17 protein-coding genes are annotated in these 20,117 nt (G+C 60.6%); 8 read left to right on the top strand and 9 right to left on the bottom strand.

Going from position 1 to position 20,117, the window contains the following annotated elements; translation table 11 throughout:
- The first annotated feature begins 165 nt into the window (after positions 1–165).
- From ACSQ8V_RS32875 to ACSQ8V_RS32865, 3 genes are all read left to right on the top strand, one after another.
- Positions 166–1,962 carry a thiamine pyrophosphate-requiring protein gene (locus tag ACSQ8V_RS32875; protein ID WP_436208603.1) on the top strand — a complete coding sequence of 599 codons (1,797 nt, stop codon included), beginning with the start codon at positions 166–168 and terminating at the stop codon, positions 1,960–1,962.
- A 197-nt stretch (positions 1,963–2,159) separates the two neighbouring features.
- Positions 2,160–2,867, top strand: coding sequence for an MgtC/SapB family protein (locus tag ACSQ8V_RS32870; RefSeq protein ID WP_436208602.1), 708 nt, complete (start codon positions 2,160–2,162; stop codon positions 2,865–2,867).
- A 93-nt stretch (positions 2,868–2,960) separates the two neighbouring features.
- Complete coding sequence (locus ACSQ8V_RS32865) at positions 2,961–3,221, top strand: hypothetical protein (RefSeq protein WP_436208601.1); 261 nt, start codon at positions 2,961–2,963, stop codon at positions 3,219–3,221.
- Positions 3,222–3,366: 145 nt separating this feature from the next.
- Here the strand turns inward: ACSQ8V_RS32865 and ACSQ8V_RS32860 are convergent, their stop codons facing one another.
- Positions 3,367–4,617: a phosphatidylserine decarboxylase family protein gene (locus tag ACSQ8V_RS32860; protein WP_436208600.1), complete on the bottom strand. Its 1,251-nt coding sequence runs from the start codon at positions 4,615–4,617 to the stop codon at positions 3,367–3,369.
- Between the two features lie 220 nt (positions 4,618–4,837).
- On the opposite strand from ACSQ8V_RS32860, the gene ACSQ8V_RS32855 reads away from it, so the two are divergent.
- Complete coding sequence (locus tag ACSQ8V_RS32855; protein WP_436208599.1) at positions 4,838–5,788, top strand: pirin family protein; 951 nt, start codon at positions 4,838–4,840, stop codon at positions 5,786–5,788.
- A 104-nt stretch (positions 5,789–5,892) separates the two neighbouring features.
- Here ACSQ8V_RS32855 and ACSQ8V_RS32850 read toward each other — a convergent pair whose 3' ends face one another.
- From ACSQ8V_RS32850 to ACSQ8V_RS32840, 3 genes are read right to left on the bottom strand one after another with little or no spacing between them, the layout of a single operon-like run.
- Positions 5,893–7,392 carry an efflux transporter outer membrane subunit gene (locus tag ACSQ8V_RS32850; RefSeq protein WP_436208598.1) on the bottom strand — a complete coding sequence of 500 codons (1,500 nt, stop codon included), beginning with the start codon at positions 7,390–7,392 and terminating at the stop codon, positions 5,893–5,895.
- A gap of 4 nt (positions 7,393–7,396) precedes the next feature.
- Entirely contained in the window at positions 7,397–8,440 is a 1,044-nt protein-coding gene (locus ACSQ8V_RS32845; RefSeq protein WP_436208597.1) for an HlyD family secretion protein, read from the bottom strand.
- A gap of 9 nt (positions 8,441–8,449) precedes the next feature.
- Complete coding sequence (locus ACSQ8V_RS32840) at positions 8,450–10,006, bottom strand: MFS transporter (RefSeq protein ID WP_436208596.1); 1,557 nt, start codon at positions 10,004–10,006, stop codon at positions 8,450–8,452.
- Positions 10,007–10,205: 199 nt separating this feature from the next.
- Between ACSQ8V_RS32840 and ACSQ8V_RS32835 the strand changes: the two genes are divergently transcribed.
- The gene (locus ACSQ8V_RS32835; protein ID WP_436185943.1) at positions 10,206–10,991 is read left to right on the top strand and encodes an IclR family transcriptional regulator; all 786 of its coding nucleotides are present in this window, start codon (positions 10,206–10,208) and stop codon (positions 10,989–10,991) included.
- A gap of 76 nt (positions 10,992–11,067) precedes the next feature.
- On the opposite strand, the gene ACSQ8V_RS32830 is transcribed toward ACSQ8V_RS32835, so the two are convergent.
- The 4 genes from ACSQ8V_RS32830 to ACSQ8V_RS32815 form a co-directional block, all read right to left on the bottom strand.
- Positions 11,068–11,964 carry a SphA family protein gene (locus tag ACSQ8V_RS32830; protein WP_213766223.1) on the bottom strand — a complete coding sequence of 299 codons (897 nt, stop codon included), beginning with the start codon at positions 11,962–11,964 and terminating at the stop codon, positions 11,068–11,070.
- 171 nt (positions 11,965–12,135) lie between these two features.
- Entirely contained in the window at positions 12,136–12,540 is a 405-nt protein-coding gene (locus tag ACSQ8V_RS32825) for a carboxymuconolactone decarboxylase family protein (protein WP_436208595.1), read from the bottom strand.
- Between the two features lie 35 nt (positions 12,541–12,575).
- On the bottom strand, positions 12,576–13,055 hold the full coding sequence (locus tag ACSQ8V_RS32820) for a DMT family transporter (RefSeq protein WP_436185940.1): 480 nt from the start codon (positions 13,053–13,055) through the stop codon (positions 12,576–12,578).
- A gap of 22 nt (positions 13,056–13,077) precedes the next feature.
- On the bottom strand, positions 13,078–14,496 hold the full coding sequence (locus ACSQ8V_RS32815; RefSeq protein ID WP_436208594.1) for an amidohydrolase family protein: 1,419 nt from the start codon (positions 14,494–14,496) through the stop codon (positions 13,078–13,080).
- Between the two features lie 244 nt (positions 14,497–14,740).
- On the opposite strand from ACSQ8V_RS32815, the gene ACSQ8V_RS32810 reads away from it, so the two are divergent.
- Together ACSQ8V_RS32810 and ACSQ8V_RS32805 are read left to right on the top strand one after the other, a co-directional pair.
- Entirely contained in the window at positions 14,741–15,718 is a 978-nt protein-coding gene (locus ACSQ8V_RS32810; RefSeq protein ID WP_436208593.1) for a LysR substrate-binding domain-containing protein, read from the top strand.
- Between the two features lie 132 nt (positions 15,719–15,850).
- Positions 15,851–17,536, top strand: a complete 1,686-nt coding sequence (locus ACSQ8V_RS32805) for an MOSC domain-containing protein (protein WP_436208592.1) — start codon at positions 15,851–15,853, stop codon at positions 17,534–17,536.
- 22 nt (positions 17,537–17,558) lie between these two features.
- Here ACSQ8V_RS32805 and ACSQ8V_RS32800 read toward each other — a convergent pair whose 3' ends face one another.
- Positions 17,559–18,365, bottom strand: coding sequence for an AraC family transcriptional regulator (locus tag ACSQ8V_RS32800; RefSeq protein WP_436208591.1), 807 nt, complete (start codon positions 18,363–18,365; stop codon positions 17,559–17,561).
- Positions 18,366–18,721: 356 nt separating this feature from the next.
- On the opposite strand from ACSQ8V_RS32800, the gene ACSQ8V_RS32795 reads away from it, so the two are divergent.
- Positions 18,722–20,071, top strand: coding sequence for a solute carrier family 23 protein (locus ACSQ8V_RS32795; protein WP_436208590.1), 1,350 nt, complete (start codon positions 18,722–18,724; stop codon positions 20,069–20,071).
- Positions 20,072–20,117: the final 46 nt, after the last annotated feature.

Raw genomic sequence — 20,117 nt, 5'->3', positions numbered from 1 at the left:
TACCGATGCGGGCAACTCATTTAGCGCTCGTTACCCTAAACAGACGCCACCACCCCCTATCGCGCCCCGTGCACTGCGTTAATTGCGTCCCTGGGCAAAGCAGCGCCAAGCGGGGAATACACATTGCTATTCGATAGTCTCCGCCACCCACCTTTGGAGCATCCCATGGCCGCAACAGTTGGCGACTTTCTCGTCGATCGTCTCTATTCGTGGGGCGTTCGCCGCATCTTCGGCTATCCCGGCGACGGCATCAACGGCGTGTTCGGCGCGCTTAACCGGGCCAAAGGAAAAATAGAATTCGTCCAGGTCCGGCATGAGGAAATGGCGGCATTCATGGCGGCGGCACATGCAAAATTTACAGGCGAACTCGGCGTCTGTATCGCGACGTCAGGGCCGGGGGCCTCTCATCTGGTCACCGGCCTTTACGACGCCAGAATGGATCACATGCCGGTCCTCGCGATCGTGGGACAGCAAGCTCGCGCGTCGCTCGGCGGGCATTATCAGCAAGAACTGGATCTCGTTTCCTTGTTCAAGGACGTTGCCGGCGCCTTCGTGCAGCAAGCAAGCGTTCCTTCCCAAATTCGCCATCTCGTCGACCGGGCTGTGCGGGTCGCGTTAGCCGAGCGCACCGTCACCGCACTGATCCTTCCAAACGACTTGCAAGATATTGAGTACGAGCCGCCCGGTCGAAAGCATGGAACAGTGCATTCAGGCGCGGGCTATCGTGCCCCAAAGACAGTCCCCTATGCCAACGACCTCCGGCAAGCCGCGGATGTGCTGAATGCGGGCAAGAAGGTGGCAATTCTCGTCGGCGCAGGCGCATTGAAAGCGACCGACGAATTGATCGCCGTGGCGGACAAACTCGGCGCTGGCGCTGCAAAGGCGCTTCTGGGCAAAGCCGCGTTACCGGACAACCTGCGCTGGGTCACGGGTTCGATCGGACTGCTAGGCACCAAGCCGAGCTACGATTTGATGACCCAATGTGACACGCTGCTCATGATCGGCTCCGGCTTTCCCTACTCGGAGTTCTTGCCGAAGGAAGGCGCGGCGCGTGGCGTTCAGATCGATCTCAAAGCCGATATGCTGAGCCTGCGCTATCCGATGGAAGTGAACCTTGTTGGCGACAGCGCCGAGACCCTGCGTGCCCTGTTACCGCTCCTCGAAGAAAAGCAGGACCGCGGTTGGCGCAAGACGATTGAAGGATGGACCGAGGACTGGTGGCAAACGCTCGACCGGCGTGCACACGAATCCGCCCAAGGCGGCGTCAATCCGCAGCGCACGGTCTGGGAGCTCTCGTCGCGCATACCATCCAATGCGATTGTCACAAGCGATTCCGGCTCTTGCGCCAATTGGTATGCACGCGACCTGAAGGTCCAGCGCGGGATGATGTGTTCGTTGTCGGGAGGGCTCGCGTCGATGGGGGCCGCGGTCCCTTACGCCATCGCTGCGAAATTTGCACATCCGCAGCGGCCCGTGATCGCCATTGTCGGCGACGGCGCAATGCAGATGAACAATATGGCTGAACTCATCACCGTGGCGAAATACTGGAAGCAATGGGCTACTCCGCACTGGATTTGCATGGTGCTGAACAACGAGGATTTGAACCAGGTGACGTGGGAGCAGCGCGTCATGGAGGGCGACCCGAAGTTCGAGGCATCTCAGGACATTCCCTCTGTCGCGTATCACAAGTTTGCTGAGCTGATTGGTCTGAAGGGAATCTATGTCGACGATGCCGACAAGATGGGGGCTGCGTGGGACGAGGCGCTCGCCTCGGATCGCCCTGTCGTACTGGAGGTAAAGACCGATCCGAACGTGGCGCCCCTGCCGCCGCATATCACGCTCGCGCAGGCCAAGGCGTTCGCATCGACACTGATGAAGGGCGACCCGGATCAGGGCAATGTACTTATCGATACCGCCAGGCAGGTACTGGGCGCGGTGCTGCCCGGCCATAAAAACAAATAGCACGCTGTGCCGGAGCAGGAGGCCCAAAAGGATTACCGCGATCAGAGCGAGCGCATTTACGATTCCAACTGACTCAGCGGAGGCTGACGGTTTCGCGTCGGATATCCCGGCGCCATGCGTAAGTCCGCGACTTGAATCACGCCGTCGGCCGTGATCCAACCTCAGCTAAGTCTGTTGCTTTTAATCGGGAAGCGAATATGGACCTGATGCCGACAACACTTCATTGGTTCGACATCGTGATCCGTCTCGCGCTGTCGGTGCTCGCCGGAACATTGGTAGGATTTAATCGCGGCGAGTCAGGCAAAGTAGCCGGGCTGCGGACAACGTTGCTCGTCTGCCTGGCCGCCTGTCTCGCGATGCTTCAGGTCAACGCACTGCTTGCGCAAGCCGGCAAGCAACCCGGGTCGTTCGCTGTACTCGACTTGATGCGTTTGCCGCTGGGGATTCTTTCAGGCGTCGGCTTTATCGGTGCGGGGACCATCCTGCGTCAAGACGGTCTGGTGATCGGCGTGACGACTGCCGCGACGCTATGGTTCGTCACGGTCATCGGGTTATGCATTGGTGGTGGTCAATTGCTCCTCGGTTTAGCCGGACTCACGTTGGGCATGATCGTCCTATGGGGTTTCGAGTACGTTGAGCGTCGCATGTCGCGTGAAAAAACTGCCTTGCTGACTGTCGAATATGACCGGGCGAGTGCATGCAGGGAACGGCTGACCGAACTGCTTCGACTAGAAGGCTATCGTCTCGCAACCAGGGGCTTTCAGCTAAAGGCAGGAACGGCCACCGTCGAGGAACGTTTCGACGTCCGATGGCGCGGATCGTTCGACGCGTTATCTTCGCCACCGTTTACCGAATCGGCAATGGAAGCCGGTGCGCTGTCCGTTTGCTGGACTCTTGTCAGATGAATTGGCCGCCGCCTGGCCGGTTCGCCGTCCGCCGTGAGCGGGTCCACCGCTTGCTGCGATCGATTGAACACCCTATTTCTGTGGGAGAACATCATGAAGCACACGTTAGAAGCTTCTCGCATACCGGAAGAGCATCGCGACGCGAAAGCGGAGGAAGCAAAGCGAGCGGAGCAAGCGAACATGGCTGGAAAGCAAGGCAAAAGAGCAGGAACGGATTCGCGCGCAGATCCATCGCCCGACTCAAAGCAAACCGCGCGAGACGTGGAGGAAAAGAACAAACACCCAGCCTCAGAAAATGCGCTGGATTCTTCTCAGGACAAGAATCCCATCCCCCCCGGTTCGACCGCTAACTGAGGGTGCCGCGGGGTCTATCGACTGACCGCTCTCGCTGACCGCTCTCGCTGACGGCCTCCGATGCGCGCCTGACAAGACGACCCAAGCTTCGGCGAATCACGGGCTGCCAAACGCCCGGCGCTCGTCCACTAAGTACCCCAAATTCTCATCGTGCCTTGGCGACGCACGCATTGACGTGAAGAGGCGGTTTCGCGTCGTCAAACGGCGGATGCGGCATAAAGCTTTGCACCACGGCCGGCTGGAAAACCAGGCAATATGTTGAGCCGCCGTATTGAAAGTAGCCGAGTTCATCGCCTTTGGCGACCCGCTGTCCGGGAAGCGCCTCGATGACACACGAGGACACATCGGCCATACCGACGAAGATGCAACCTACAAGGCCGATCCGGGGATCATCGCAATCGATCACGATGACCGCGCGCGCAGCAATTGCCGTCGTATAACCCTGCGAATCGTTCAACCCGCCGGGGTCGACGCCCTCCGATTCCGCATTGGAGTAATAGCTGCCGTCGACGTGATACGCCTTGACGATCTTGCCACCGACCGGCGCGTGCCAGCGGTGATAGTTGAACGCGCTAAGAAAAGCCTGATACACACTGCCACCAACGAATTGTTTCGCCAACGCGAGCTGGTTCGTCGTGAACATCTCTTGCAGTGAGTACGGTTGGGATTTCATCCAGAACTGATCATGCAGTTTGACGTCATGCTGTATGTTGTAGGGAGACGCTTCGCATGCACTGACAATGACCTTGTTGTCATCCGGTTCGGCGACCGGGCGCTCGCCCGGCCGGAATTGCCTCGTGAAGAAATTGTTCCACGATGCGAATCCCCAGTACGGCGCGTCCGGATCGCATATGAACTGCGACATGCCCAGTTGCTTCTGCGCTTCTGGCGAAAACCATCCGTCTGGCGACGAGGTATTCAGATGTGTTCGCGAATGGGGTCCACTAAGGAAACCGCACCAGACGTCAAGTACGCGCTTCAACTGGGCATTGAGCGCGGGGTCGCGAAAAAGCGCGTAGCCCGACGGCATGCACATCGGCCAATCGAGAACCGCGTTCAGCGGGCAATGAATAAGGCTCGCTTCGCTAAAACGCGGCGCGTACGTCATCAGGTAGTCGACAATATCGATCAACTCGTCGATGGTTGAATAACCAAGTTCGTAGCCGGCGGCAATCGCGTCATTGATGGCGCGTGTCAGGTCCATCCGAAGCACCGGATCGTTGCCAATCAGCGTTGCCAGCTCCTCGGCTACGCTTACGCGCGGAGCCTGCCCAGCCCGCCGCCGCGCTTTTGCCGCGAGGTCCTTTCTAAACGCCGCTAGCTCCGGTTCTTTCCGCGGCAGCCAGCCGCCCAGACGACGCCGCTCTGTGAAGGAAACGCTTGAATGACTGGACATGGGGACGGCTCCTGTTGGTTCTTACAGCGGTCAACCTCGCGACACCACGCTTCGGATTCGACGCAATGCATATGCCAGATAACTACGCGAGTGAATGGATGCGCTAGCCATAGCTCGGTCCGGGCAGGCTGACACGCGGCAGCCATACATTTATCGTTCCAGAAATAGAACACTGCTCATCGATATTGCCCGCTACCCGAACCCGTCACGCACGGGTAGCATGCGTTCGACGATCAACGTTTTCGTCCAACGTGTCCATAACCTGAATCTTTTGCGTAGGCTCGCTACCGACGCTGCAAGGAGCCATCGAATGCCCAACCGTACGCTTAAAGCGATCCATCGCGCGCATCGCGACGATATAGCCGACCTCACCACACGGCGCCCTCTGCCGGGGCCGGCGCTACCGCATCTGAATCCGTTCCTCTTTCTGAATCACCACGGCCCACAGGTGTACGCACCGCACAATGGCGGATTGCCATTTGGGCCGCACCCGCATCGCGGATTCGAGACGGTGACTTTCGTCCTCGACGGTAGCCTGGCGCACTCGGACACCGGTGGACACGAGAGCGTCATCGACGCCGGCGGGGTCCAGTGGATGACGGCAGGCAGTGGTCTTATTCATGCGGAGCTCTCGCCGCATCCGTTCATGGAGCACGGCGGACCGCTGGAAATCCTGCAGCTATGGCTGAACCTGCCGGCGCGCCTGAAGATGACGTCCCCTCGCTATGTCGGCCTGCAGGAAAATGATATTCCCGTGGTGAGCACGCCCGACCGTGCGGCGCATGTTCAATTGATTTCGGGCGAATGGCAAGGCGTGCAAGGTCCCATTGAATCGCTGACGAGCACCTTCATGTCCGTCATCCACATGTCTGCTGGTAGCCGGGTCAGATTCGAGAATGTTGGGGATCGCCAGATCTTCCTCTACGTTGTCCGTGGCAAGGTCGCGATCGAAGGGCAAGAGGTTTCGCAGTTCAACCTGGCTGAACTGCATGACGACGGTGATGCGCTCGAACTGACCGCAGCGGACGCGTCTGTCCTGCTCTTCGGTCATGCGGAGGCGATCGACGAGCCGATCGCAGCCCGCGGTCCGTTCGTCATGAACACGCAGGAAGAACTGAATCAGGCTGTAGTTGATTTCCACGCGGGTAAGTTCAACGTCCCCGCCGCATAGCGCATAGCGCATGGCTCAGGCGGCGCGCAGGCGCAGCTTTACGACACATTCATGCCGGGCTCGCCAGACCAGCGGCCCGGTTCCCACGTAAGAAATCTTGTGATTCAAGCGAGCGGCGAATCCTCCCAGCCGCCCCCAAGCGCTTTGTAGAGCCGCACCACCGTCAACGACACCTCAGCATTGCTATGCACGAGTGCCGTCTGCGCGTCGAGCAGCGAGCGCTGCACCACGAGCACGTCCAGGAATGTACTTGCGCCGGCTTTATAGCGCGATACCGCCGCCCGGTACGCGGTCTGGCTATGCTCGACTGCCGCAGTGAGACTGGCGCGTCTGCGCTGCTGCGCGTCGTACGCAATCAACGCGTCGTCAATTTCCCGCCACGCGTTCAGGACCGTCTTCTGATAGGCCAGTGCCGCCTCCTGCTGCTGCGCCTCGCGCAACTTCAGTGTGCCCTTGAGGCGGCCGCCTTCGAAGATGGGCAGGCTCATCGTGGGGCCGACTGCAAACTGTCGCGCCGCCCACGTGCCGAGCGACGCGAAAGACAGCGATTGCATCCCGATGTTGCCCGAGAGCGTTACATGGGGGTAGAAGTCAGCCTGAGCGACGCCGATGTTCGCAGTGCTGGAATGCAAACGTGCTTCGGCCTGACGGATGTCCGGCCGCCGCCGCGCGAGCTCTGACGGCAACCCGACCGGCACCTGCGCCGGCACCGGCGGCACAGGCCTTGCGCCAGCCAGTTCCGCTGTCAATGTTCCCGGCGGTTGCGCGACGAGCAGGCTGAGCGCATTGACCAGATGCCCCTGCTGCTCTTCAAGCGCGGGCAATTCCGACTCAATAGATGCGACGAGTGCCGACGCCTCCGATACTTCGAGGGTGGTGGCAACACCTTCGGTGCGACGTCGTTTCGTGAGCTCAAGGCTCTGCTTCGCCAATGTGAGCGACTCGGTTACCGTCGCCGTCGTCGCCTGAACCGCACGAAGCTGGATGTAGCTGGTGGCGGTTTCCGTCAATACGGACACAATTACGCCATGTCGCATTTCATCGGTCGCGACAATCATCGCATCTGCGGATTCGTTCGCGCGGCGGTTGCGCCCCCACAGGTCCAGCTCCCAGGCTGCGTCGAAGCCGTATTGGTAGAGATTGAACGGTGCGCCTGCTTCGGCGCCCATGGCGCCTGCGTTTCCACCGTCCGCCGGTCCGGAGGACTCGCCCTCCTGCCCCAGTACGCCCACGCCGCTCACGCCCGTACGCTGGTAGGCCGCGTTAGCGCCCACGGACGGCAGCCCCGCCGCACCCACAATGCGGCGCTCCCAGCGGCTTTGCAGCAGTCGCGTCGCCGCAACCTGGATGTCGAGGTTGCTTGATACCGCGCGCTGTATGAGCGCGTCGAGCTGAGCGTCGCCAAACTGACTCCACCACTTCGGATCGATCGACGCGTCTACCGGATGGCTCTGCGTCGTCGCACTGGTATGAGGAGTCCATTTTTCGGGCACCTGCGCCTGCGGAGCGACGAAGTTGGGACCGACCGTACATGCCGTTAGCAGCGCGAAGGAGAGCGTAGTTAGCCCGGCGCGAACCAGGTGACGTGGTTGTCTCGTGGTCATGTGGCTACTCCGATTTCGCCGGACTTCCGGTATTGATGTGCGTGACGACCGACATGCCGACGAGAAGCAGGTTTTCCTGCGGCTGGTCGTGGTCCAGGGCTATCTTTACGGGCACGCGCTGAACGACCTTGGTGAAGTTGCCCGTTGCGTTGTCGCGGGCGACTGGCGAGAACGTGAGTCCCGTTGCCGGCGCGATGCTCTCGACACTGCCCTGCAATAGAAGGTCGGGATACGCATCCACCGTAATCCGGACGCGTTCTCCGACGCGCACACGCGTCAATTGCGTTTCGCGGTAGTTGCCGACCACGTAGGCCTTGTGCAGGGGCACGACAGCCATGAGCGTAGTCCCCGCATTCACATAGGTGCCCACGCGGACCGAGCGCTGCCCGACGATGCCATCGACGGGCGCCGTGATCGTTGTGTATGACAGGTTCAGTTGCGCCTGTTCCACGGCGGCCTCAGCGCGCTTCACCGTGGCTGCGGTTTCTGCCCGCTGGCTCTTCAGCACGCCCAGTTCCTTTAGCGCCGCGTCGGATGCTGCTGCGTCCCGCGCCCGGATCGCGGACTGCTGCCGCAAAGTAAATTCGGCCTGTTGCTGCTGCTCGATAGTACCGGCGCCGTCCTTCGACAGCCGCTGATAGCGCCCGGCGTTCTGCTGCGCGAAGGTGATAGCCGCATCGTCCGCCGCAATCGAAGCCTTCGCCTGCGCGATGACTGCATCTTGCTTCGCAAGCTGCGCGTCGATGTTGGCCAGCCGTGCGTTGATGGCAACCAGTTCGGCCCGTGCCGTCTGAAGACCGGTCTGAAAGTCGCGGTCGTCAATGCGCGCAAGGGTGGCGCCCGCCATAACGCGCTGGTTATCCTCGACCAGCACCTTGGCAATCTGGCCCGAGACCTTGGGGGCGACCAGCGTGTAGTCGGCAGAGACGTAGGCGTCGTCGGTCGACTGTTCGCCCGACTGGCCGCGGCCGGTCATCGCGAATACGGCACCCGCGACGGCGAGTACTGCCACCGCAACGCCGGCAGCACGGAGAAATTTCTTGTTCATCGAAACACCTTACTTCGAGGGCTGTATGAAAACGGATTGAGGAGGCAAAGCGCGAACGGGTAGAACCATCAACAGAATGACCAGCGCGAGTGCGATGCCCATAATCAGCAGGTAGGCGTCGGCGAGACTCAGCACGACGACCTGCTCGTGCACCTGGGAGCCAAGTCGAGTGCCTACCGCGGTCTGCGGCAAACGCCCGGCGAGATTGCCCGCACGATCGAGCAGCATGGTCCAGTGGAAGCGCTCACGATGAGCGATGAATACCTCGATGACGGTCGCGCCGACCGCGGTGCTAAGACCACGCACCGTGTTGAACATCGCCGAGGCAAACGGTCCTTCCATCGGCTGCACGACGCCGGTGGCGCCCATCAGGATAGGAAGGACGGCAAGCGGTTGGCCCAGCGCCTGCATCGCCTGCAACAGGTAAAAGTTATCGCGTCCCCAGTCGGACGTTAGAAACGAGCCCGCGAAACACGACGCCACCAGTAACGCGAGACCGGTTGCCATGACGAACCGGCTATCCAGCCAGCGGAGATTGCACAGCGCGGCAGCGGCCGGCGCCGCGAGCAACTGCGGAATCGCAATGCTTAGCGCGAGCGGTCCAATCTCCAGTGGCTTGAAGTCCTGCACCTGCCCGAGGTAGAGCGAAGGCAGCATCGAACCCGACATGAAGACTGTCAGCAAGCCTCCGAGCGCCAGCAGGCCATGCGAGAAATTGCGGCGCGCGAGGATTTGCAGTTTGAATAAGGGCAACGGGTGATGCCACTCGTTAATGCAGAAGACCACGAGCGAAACGGCCGCTGAGCCGAGCAGCACGCAAATGAGCGGCGAGTTGAACCAGTCCAGCCGCTCACCCTGCTCCAGACCTATAACCAGCGCCGCCATGCCACCGCATCCGGTCAGCACGCCCACCCAGTCGAATTGCCGGAAGCGCTCGAGGCGCAGCGGGTCCTGCGGAAGACCGTAGGCAATCATCGCCGCCGCAATCAGGCAAGGCGGGATGATTTGCCAGTACACGAATTGCCAGCCCACAGGCCCCGTCCAGAGTGCGACGAGCGGTACCGCGAGGTTGGGGCCGAACGTCGCGGTCAATGCGTACGCGCTCAGCCCGTAAAGCTTGATTGGCGGTGGCAGGAACCGAAGCGCCACCGTCATCAGGAGCGGCGGCAGCGCGCCGCCGAGCAACCCTTGGGCGATTCGCAGCGCGATGATGGCGCTAAAGCCCTGCACGAAAGGAAACACCGCGCCAAGCAGTGCGAAGAGCAGCACCACGGCCACCGCGAAGCGGCGCAGTGAGAACGTCACGGCGCACCACGCGGACACCATCATTGCAGCCACTTCCGCTGCGGCATAGGCCGCGCGCACCCACGTGCCTTCGTCAAACCCCATGCCGAGTACACCCCGAACGTCATTCAGCGCGATATCCGTCACGCGGTTATTCAGGCCCGAGGCCAGCGCGGCAATCAGCACGCCCAGAAGGCCGACAATGAGCCGCCCGTTAAAAGGTGTGGGTACCGATGGTGCGGGCGGCGGTCCGCCTACGGCTATGGATTGTGTCGAGGTCATCTCGTGCTCCAACTGAAAGAACGCTCACCGCTGGACGCATGCTAATGCTCACCATACGGTACTTCAACTCGTATTACGGTACATATTCAAAATAAGCGCGAAGTCTACCATACGATCCGTTGTATCGCATTGTGGATATTTTGTGACGCACGATCGTACAGACGCGTTAAACTCCAGACTCACCGAAAAGCGACCGACCATGAACGAAAAGCAACAACAGAACGGCGACGACGAACGCGGAAACGGCATTCAGGTCATTGGCCGCGCCGCGAGAATCCTGGATGCCCTTGGCGCTTCCCCGGGCGGCATGAGCCTGGGCGAGATAGCCAAAGTAGTCGAACTGCCCCGTTCGACGGTGCAGCGCATCGTCAACGCGCTCGGGACCGAAGGCCTTGTGCGATCCGATCGCGCGGACGGCGTGCGCCTCGGCCCTTCCTTGCTGCGCCTTGTGGGGAAGCTGCATACCGACGTCGTTGCGGTCGTTACTCCGCATATGCAGGCGCTGTGCGACGAGGTCGCCGAGACGGTGGCGCTCACGCGCATGAGCGGGCGCGAGCTTGCGTTCGTGCATGTCGTCGTCTCCGAGCAAGAGCTACGCGTTGTGCCGCGCGTGGGCGCAAGCCTGCCGCTTCACAGCACATGCGGTGGAAAGGCTCTGCTTGCGCTGAACCCCGATGAAGAAGTGCTTGAGCTCATGGGAGACACCTACGAGCGCGTAACGCCCCGCACGTTGCACTCAGCCACCGCGTTGACAAAAGAACTTCGAAAGGTGCGCAGTGCGGGCTATGCGTACCAGGAAGACGAGACCGAACCTGGCATCTCGTCGATAGCAGTCGCGATCGACACCATTCTTGGCCGCTACGCCGTCTCGGTGGTCGTGCCAAGCGCGCGGTTCGGCCTTAAGCGCGAAATGCTCGCCGCTCAGTTGCTCAAATGCCAGGAGGCGCTGCTCAGCGAGATTGGAAAGGCTTCGGCCGATGCGTGAATCATCTGTCCGTGTCGTTCCCGAGAGCTTCCGACCGCGGCTTACGAGCCAGCCCTTGAACGCTGGACATTGGGCTTCAAAATGGCACAACGACCTTTGCCCAGACGCTCGTGCCCTCCGTACGATTGCGCGCGGCAAATTCCTTCAGCACCTTCAGGTCGAGGCCAACCTTGCCGAACTGATAATGCGCAGCCGGTCCGATGGCAGCCACGCGGCCGCGAAACCCGTCTCCGTCGACAGGCATGCCGTGCTGATAGTCGTCCGTGGTTTGGTTCACGTAGTACCCGTTCACGCCAAGACGCAGGTCTTTCGCGACCGGATAGCTCACTGAATAGTCGAAGTGGAAAATCTGCCCCGACCGGTAATCAGTAGCCGCATTGCGTACGTTGAACGTGTACGTGATCTTCGCCGACACTTCCAGACCGTTTGTTGGCAGATAAGTGAAAGCGACGATCGGGCGGAACGAGTAGTAGTTGCCGCCGGTGTTCAGGCCGCGTGCCATGTCATAGCCGCCGACGGGCAGCACGATGTCGACCGCGACCAGCGGGTGAAACGCGCCGACGTCCCAGCCGACAGTCGAGCCCACCGTGACGTCGCCCACGCCGTTGCGATGGTCCTTGCCAGATGCCGAACTGCTTTGCAGCGACGCAACATTGCCAATGGCAAAAGCCCCTACCCGGCCACCCGCAATCTTCAGGTTCGACATGTAGAAGAGACGCGCGGCAAGAACTTCGGCCGAGAAGTTAAAGCCCGGGATCGAAGATTTACCATGGCTGTCATTGAACCGGCTTGCGTGATAGTAGTTGGTGTACAGCACGCCATACCAGCCCGGCTCAGGCAACATGCCCGCAAAGAATCCCTCCGAGCCCTGCCCAATGTTGTCGCCGCCGCCTTCGGTCGCGATGGCGGACTGTGAGAGTGCCGCCGCAAGCGCGACCAGACCGACGAGGATACGTTTCTTGAGCGTAGTCATGCGTGTTACTGCCAAACAGCAGTCTTAAAAAATGGTTTGTAACGTTAGTTAGGATGACGAATTCACAGGAATGTCCGTACAGCAGGCGAGATCCATCGGTCCTCGCCCGCGCGCTATTGGTTCATTGCATTTTTAAGTGAAGTGGAGAACGCGGAAGACCACCCGCGATCGTCACGCGGCGTCAGCGGCCGAAAATTGTTCCTGAGCTGCGTGAATCGCGGCGAGTGCAATCGGGAAGCCGGCGGTGATGCCGAGCTGGATAAAAATGTCGATGATGGCTTCCCGTGTCACGCCCGCTTTGAGCGCCGAAGCGATGCGAAGCTTCAACACCGCTGCACCCGTCGCACCGAGCGTCGCCAACGAGGTGATCGCCACTATTTCTCGCGTACGGGCGTCGAGCGACGACTCCCCCACCATGTCCGCAAACTCCCACTCCATCACGTAGCGTGTGAAACGCGGTGCCACATCGGCGAGACTCCTGGCGAAAGCGTCCGCCGGAATGCCAAGTGCTTCTTCGAAAATCGCGCTGCCGCGCGCATACCGGCTGCCGGGTTCTGGATGCTGATTGTCTTTCATCGGATACCTCTAGATCGATTGAATTGGATACGCACTTAGCTGTGTTTCGTCAGCGCCTGAACCAGCGAGTTGCCGAAGAGCGTCAGACAGACCCCTGTCAGCATCACCAGCGCGCCGGCAAGCTTGATACCTGACACCTGACGGGTCATCACGCCGACCAGGCCGAAGTGATCGATCGCAAGCGACGACAGCAGTTGCCCGGCAATCACCAGCGCCAGCATGTTGGCCAGACCAATGCGTGGCGCGAGCAGTACGGTGCAGAAGATGGCGGCCGCGCCGAGCAGACCACCGCCGAAGCGCCAGACTGGTTGCGACGGCAGGCTCACGATCGCAGCCGACAGACCGCCTTTGCCAAGCGCAATTGCCGCGAGCGCCACCGTGCCAATTGAGAACGACACGAGGGCCGCGGCCACAACGTTGCCGCCAAGACCACCCGCGAGTTGGCTGTTGACTGCAGCCTGAATCGAAATGGCCGAGCCGGCGCAGAATGCGATGAGCAGAAATATCAGGTTCATGTCACACCCATTTTGGTTAGTCTCAGGCCTGCGCGACTTTCGGTGACGCGTCCGCGAACGGGTCGGGAATGTAACCGACGCCAGCAAACAGATGCGCACGAGAAGCTTCCGTTGCCTGCTTGAGTGCCGGGAAATCGAGGCCGAGCAGCTTGCCGCCCGACTTCCGAACGCGGCCGCCCACAATCACCGTATCCACGTTGCTGCGTTCCGCGGCGTGAACGATGGTGCCGATCGCATTGTTCGACGGGTACAGGTTCAGGTCGTCGGCGCGGATAAGCACGATGTCAGCCTTCTTGCCCGGGGTCAGAGAACCCGTTTTTTCATCGAGGCCAGCCACGCGTGCGCCGTTGATGGTTGCCGTCTCGAGGATGCTACGTACCGACACTGCCGCCGGCGCCGTTTCATCGCCCCGATAACGACGATTCTGTGCGTGCGCACGCTGCATGAAGTAGGCGGCGCGCATCTCGGCAAACATGTCTCCGCCGTACGAGGCTTCAACGTCGATACTGATGGCCGGCGCAATGCCGTGGTCGATCGCGCGCTGGTACACACACAGCCCTTCTTCCAGACCGTATTGCGCATCCGAGCGCGGGCAGACGTCGACGTTCACACCGGCCTCACGCAGGATTTCCCACTGCTCATCGGAAAGGCCCGTGCAGTGATTGAAAATATTGTCCGGCCCGAGAAGCCCTTCTTCCTGGAGACCCGGCAGCAGCTTGCCCATGTCTTCGCCAAGGAACTCAGTGATGATGCGCAGCCCCACCGCGCGCGCCGCCGCCCACGTTTCGCGATCCCACTGCGACATCATGGCCATCGTGACGAGCCGGTCGTCTGAATCGAAGCGTTCCTGCTTCAGCCGCCCGAGGTCTTGCGGCCAGTGGTGCGCCCATTCCCCCGCGAGCGGCTTGCCCGGTGCGTAGACCGCGCGGATGCCGGCGTCTTCGAGCGCATCGACTGAGGCATCCGAGTGCGCCGGGCTTCGGGCATTGTGGGAGTTGTCGACCATGGTGGTGATGCCGGAGTCGATTGCACCTAGCGCCGTGATGAGGTTGCCGACGTACATGTCTTCCGGACGGTAGTGCGTCGCGAAGGAGAAGTGCGTCGACCTCAGGTAGTCCATCAGGGTCGGCGAGTTCGGGTCGATACGGCGCAACTGCCCTTCCCACGCGTGACGATGCGAATCGACGAAACCGGGCATGACGATCATGTCGGTGGCGTCGATGATTTCAGCGCCATCGGCGTCGATCGATGGTGCGATTGCGGCAATGCGGTCGCCCTCAATCAGGATGTCGCCAAGCGCGAGGTCGCCCACTTCCTTGTCCATGCTGACGATTGCACCGCCCTTGATCAGGACGCGTTGTTTATCGTCGACCGGTTCGAGCGGCTTGACGATCGAGCGAAGGTGTTCCCATGCGGTCGGCGGGTAATTATCGAGTGACATTGTTCGGTTCCAGCGAATGATCGGGAATGGTTGGAAAGCTGCCCGTCGTCGGACGGGCGAGGAGATTCAGGAAAGGTCCTGCTTCAGGCGTTGGCGCCGCCATCGATTTGCAACACCGTACCGGTGGTAAAGCCGTTGCCGATCACGAAGAGCGCTGCATCGGCGAGTTCGTCAAATGTAGTTGCGCGCGCCGCCCCTAACAATCACCTATAATTTTCATACTCTGTGAAGCTGGGGATACATAATGCGAGGAAGCGATTTCGCCGATGTACGGGCCTTCGTATCGGTCGCCGAACAGGGTTCGTTCGCCCGCGCTGCGGGACAGATGGCGGTGTCACCTTCTGCACTGAGTCAGACTATTCGTGGTTTTGAGGAGCGGCTTGGCGTGCGCCTTTTTAATCGCACGACACGTAGCACCAGCCTCACTGAAGCCGGAGCCCAACTGCTTGCGCGCATGCAGCCCCTTCTCGCCGAATTCGATGCCGCACTTGAAGATGCGGCCGAGAAAAAAGGGAAACCGTCGGGGACGCTTCGCGTATGCGCGCCGCAAATGGCGATCATTCACCTGCTGCAGCCAATGCTCGGTGTGTTTCAGGAGGAGTATCCCGACGTCGTGCTCGACCTGACGAGTGACGAGAGCCTGGGGGATATCGTTGCGCGCGGTTTTGACGCGGGTATCCGGCTCGGCGAGCACGTCGACCAGGACATGGTGGCGGTGCGCGTGGGTCCCGATCTGCGCCAGATTGCAGTTGCCTCCCCTGAGTATCTGGAAAAGCATGGCGTGCCGCAAACGCCTCACGACCTGCACAACCATCGGTGCATTAACTGGCGCCGAGCAGGGCAGACCAGCGTCTACAACTGGGAATTTGCAAAGGACGGGCAGTGGTTTGACGTGTCAGTCAAAGGCACGTTGATCGTCAACGACTGTGCGGTCGCGCTTCAGGCCGCCATTGATGGACTCGGCATCACGGTGTGGACCGAAGACTGGATGGGGGCGCAACTGACGTCGGGACGTCTTGTCCCTTTGCTGCAAGAATGGTCTCCGTTCTTCCCGGGGTTTTACCTCTATCACCCGAGCCGTACCCGCATGCCCGCAGCGCTGCGCGCGTTCATTGACGTTGTCAAAAGCGTGTCGATGGGAACAGGCGCGACGCCCTCGCCACTCCCGGAAATGCTCGCACCCGGACTACCGTCCGGCGGACAAGCAATCGAAGCGGCTTGAGTGGCTGCATTCGCGCGGCTTGCCAGAATGTCCGAAACTCAACATCCGCAAACCGCCCAGAGGGTTTTCCATCGGATAGATTGAAAGGATGGAGCAAGCGCCGCCGCGCTGCCTCTCACATCCCCTGGAAAGATGATGAATCTGGACGCAATCGACACCGTTATCCAAGAGACCACGCTCGAAGAAATTCGCATCGGCAAGGTCAAGCGCCTTGCGCAAACCACCATCATGACCGGCATCGAGAAATCGGTCTGTCAAGGACCGGTCCGTGTCTCCGATGTCCGGATTGAGGGCGACGAACAGGGCGAAGCGGTCATTCACGGCGGCCCGCATAAGGCGGTGCTGCAGTACGCGCGGCACCACTACGATGCATGGAGAAAAGAGCTGCCCGGCAGTGCGCACCTATTCAACCCTGGCGGATTCGGCGAGAACCTCGTGGCTGACGGCTTCGACGAAATGAACATGTGCATCGGCGACGTCGTGGAGGTCGGGTCCGTCGTTCTGCAGGTCGCGCAGCCTCGCCAACCATGCTTCAAACTCAATCATCGTTTTCAACAGACGAGCATGTCGCGCCGCACCCAGGAGTCGCACCGAACAGGCTGGTATTACCGGGTTCTTCGGACAGGTGAGGTGTGCGCGGGTGATCAGATGCGCGTCGTAGAGCGCCCGCACCCACAGTGGACTGTCTCCCGTGTGCAGGACATTCTGTACTCCGATACACAGAACTTGCCCGCTATCGCCGAGCTCGTTGAAGTCGAAGAATTGGCGCCGGACATGCGCGCATTGTTGAGAAAGCGGCTTGAATCGATGGAAGTCGAAGAGTGGAATTCGCGCCTGATCGACGAAGAGACGAGCGCCATCGAATCTCTTTCAACCGACGAACGCTGGACAACGGTGACGGTAAAGAGCGTCACGCTCGAAAGCGCTACGGTGCGTTCCTTCGAACTCGTGGCCGAGTCCGGAAAACGGCTTCTTCCCTCCACGCCGGGCGCTCACGTCAAGGTGAAGTTACCCAACGGGCTTGAGCGCGCGTACTCGCTCTGCGAGAACTCAGACGGCAGGGCCTACCGGATAGGAGTGGGACTCTCGCCATCGAGCCGCGGCGCATCGAAGTGGCTACACACAAATCTGAAGGCGGGTGACACATTGAAGGTGTCCGAGCCCATCAACACCTTTCCCATAGAGGAAGGCGCAGGGTTCCATCTTATGATCGGCGGGGGTATCGGCATTACCCCGTTCCTGTCGATGATCCAGCACTTCCGTGCGACGGGCGCGAGGTTCCTCCTGCATTACTGCGCGCGCTCGGAGAAAGAAGCCGCCTTCGTTGAGCAGCTCGGCGAGCTGAAGGCACGCGAGGTACGCTTTCATTTCGATGGTGGCGCGCCTCAACGAGGCATCGATCTCGACGCCGTTCTGGAAGGGCTCGATTCGGACACGCATGTCTACTGCTGCGGACCAGAGGGATTGATGAAGGCGCTGCAGTCGAAGCCCACCCGCTTGCCGCTCAAGAACTTCCACTACGAAGCGTTTTCCGCGTCGGGCGTGGATGACGGCGCCAGAGCCTTCTCGGTCAGAATCGCATCGTCCGGGCAGATCCTCGAGGTGGCCGCCGGCCGCACCGTTCTGGAAGTGCTAAGGCAACACGCAGTCGACGTCCCTTCCTCGTGCGAATCAGGGTCATGCGGGACCTGTGTGGTGGGCTACCGCGATGGGGTCATCGCTCACAACGACTATTGCCTCTCTCCCGGTGAGCGCCGGACGAAGATGGCCGTGTGCGTGTCCCGCGCGAACTCAGGGTGCGTCACGCTCGACATCTGAGAACGAGTTCGAGTGTCGAACGTTACCAAATGCTGCTGTTCAGATACTTCAGCGGCGATTCGCCCGTTACCGCCCGGAATGCCGCGATGAATGCCGACGGGCTGCTGTAGCCCGCGGAACACGAAGCCGTTTTCACCGACCGCCCGGACAGAAGAAGTGCGATGGTTTCCGCCAGTTGCACGCGAGTGCGCCACTGCCGGAAGCTCATGCCGACTTCATCATGGAAAATTCGCGACAGCGTGCGCTCGCTCGCGCCAAACTGCTCACCCCACTCCTTGAGCGTACGCTGGTCGTGTAACGCATTGATGAGACGGAACGCGATGGGTCTGGCGCGTCGATCACCCGGAATCGGAACGCCGGACAAATAGCCCAGCAACGCGTCCTCCGGCGAGTGGACCTCATCCCGCCCCGGCGCCTCGAACGATGAAAGTACCCGGGCCGCCAGATCACCCTCGGCCATCAATGCGTCCCGACCCAGCCGGCAAATTTTCGGGTGGACGGCATGTGCCGGCTCGCCCGGCGTGCTCTCGGGTTGCCTTACGCAAATGGTGCTGAGGGTAGTGGTCGTGTTAGCCACCACCGTATGCACGACCCCGGCCGGCACAAGTGCCGCAAAACCTTCCGGCACTACGCTTAGCCAGTCGCGAACGAGCAGCGCTACGACACCTTTGGATGAGCATAACACCTGGGCGAAGTCGTGAGAGTGCCAGCCGACCACAAGGCCGTTATCAAGCGTCTCCGCCAGCGATAGCTGTGGAAATTCCGGTGTCAGACTGACGTCCCGCGACGCCGACTCCACGAGCCTCGGCTTTTGCCACTGTCCATTCATTGGCCGCTCCAACGTACTTTTGCGCTGTGAACGAGCCATCATATTCGAGAAATCCCTGGTGCGTTTCGCTCGTGTACTCCCCGACGCGATGCGCCGCCTCCTCCATGCACCGCGTCGAATGATTTGATGGGACGCACGCCCTTTGCCGGTGCGCGCCCGCTCTCGCATAGGGCGCAATCTCACGATTCATATGAAGATTAAATGGGCGAAGTGAATTGTGGCGGGAAGTCGATATCCCACGCGGTTGTACGCAGATATTTGACTTCTTAGAGTGGACTCACTGACTGCCAACCCCAGGCTGCCGAGCATTCGAAAAGCGATTCGGCCAGTGCCCCCTTCCGATACCGGAGTACGTGATGCTAAGAGACTATTTCCCGCACTGGGATGTTCCTGTCAACCGTCATCCGGACCAACCGATCGCGCCCGATGAACGATTGCCCTGGGGACAAACCATTGCGATGGGTATGCAGCACGTCGTGGCCATGTTCGGCGCGACAGTGATTGCGCCGCTCATCATGGGATTTGACCCGAACGTGGCGATCCTCATGTCCGGCGTCGGCACGTTGCTGTTCTTCGTGATCGTGGGCGGCCGCGTGCCGAGCTATCTGGGTTCCAGCTTCGCATTCATCGGGTCGGTAGTCGCCGTAACCGGATACGCCGGTCACGGCATCAACCCTTCTCTACCTGTCGCCCTCGGCGGCATTATTGTCTGCGGCATTCTCTATTCGCTCATCGGCCTGCTTGTCATGGCCGTCGGAACCCGCTGGATCGAGCGGGTCATGCCACCGGTCGTCACCGGCGCGGTAGTGTCCGTGCTGGGGCTGAATCTCGCGGGCGTCGCGGTTAAAGGAATAAGTACGAACCTCTTTGACGGTCTGTTCGCGCTTGTGACCATTGTGCTCATCACTGCCGTGGCGGTGCGCGCGAAAGGCCTGTCACAACGTCTGATGCTGCTGCTCGGCGTGTTTGCCGCCTACGTGCTGTACGCGATCGTGACCAATGGACTCGGCTTTGGCAGGCAAATCGACTTCTCGGTTGTCGCCAACGCAGCCTGGATCGGCTTGCCAAAATTCTCGTCACCGACATTCTCGTCGCACGCAGCATTGATGATGGCGCCGATCGCGATCATTCTTGTTGCGGAGAACCTTGGCCACGTAAAGGCGGTCGGCGCCATTACGGGGCGCAACCTCGATAGCTACGCGGGACGCGCTTTTCTCGGCGATGGGTTGGCAACGATGCTCTCTGGCGCCGTAGGCGGTACAGGTGTGACCACCTACGCGGAGAACATCGGCGTCATGGCGGTGACCAAGATCTACTCGTCGCTCACTTTTGTCGTCGCGGCACTGGTTGCCATCCTGCTGGGCTTTTCACCGAAGTTCGGGGCGCTCATCCTGACCATTCCTGCAGCTATCATGGGCGGTGTATCGGTTGTGGTCTTCGGCCTGATCGCGGTCGCCGGCGTGCGCATCTGGATTAACCATCACGTCGACCTGTCGTCCAGTCGCAACCTCATCGTAGGCGCAACGATTTTCATCCTCGGCACGGGCGATTTCACGCTCAAGTTCTTTGGCTTCTCGTTAGGCGGTATTGGCACCGCGACTTTCGGCGGCATAGCGTTGCACGCGATTGCCTGTGCGCTCACCCGCGAAAAGACTGAGCCGGTCGCGGAGGTTCACCCCGATGAGCATGTCATTCACAGCCTTTGAGCGCTCGTTCGACCTCGTCAAGTTCAGCGACCACTTCAACCTGCGG

The organism is Caballeronia sp. LjRoot31 (assembly GCF_964253885.1).
Classification (GTDB): domain Bacteria; phylum Pseudomonadota; class Gammaproteobacteria; order Burkholderiales; family Burkholderiaceae; genus Caballeronia.
This window is presented reverse-complemented; position numbering and strand designations above follow the sequence as displayed.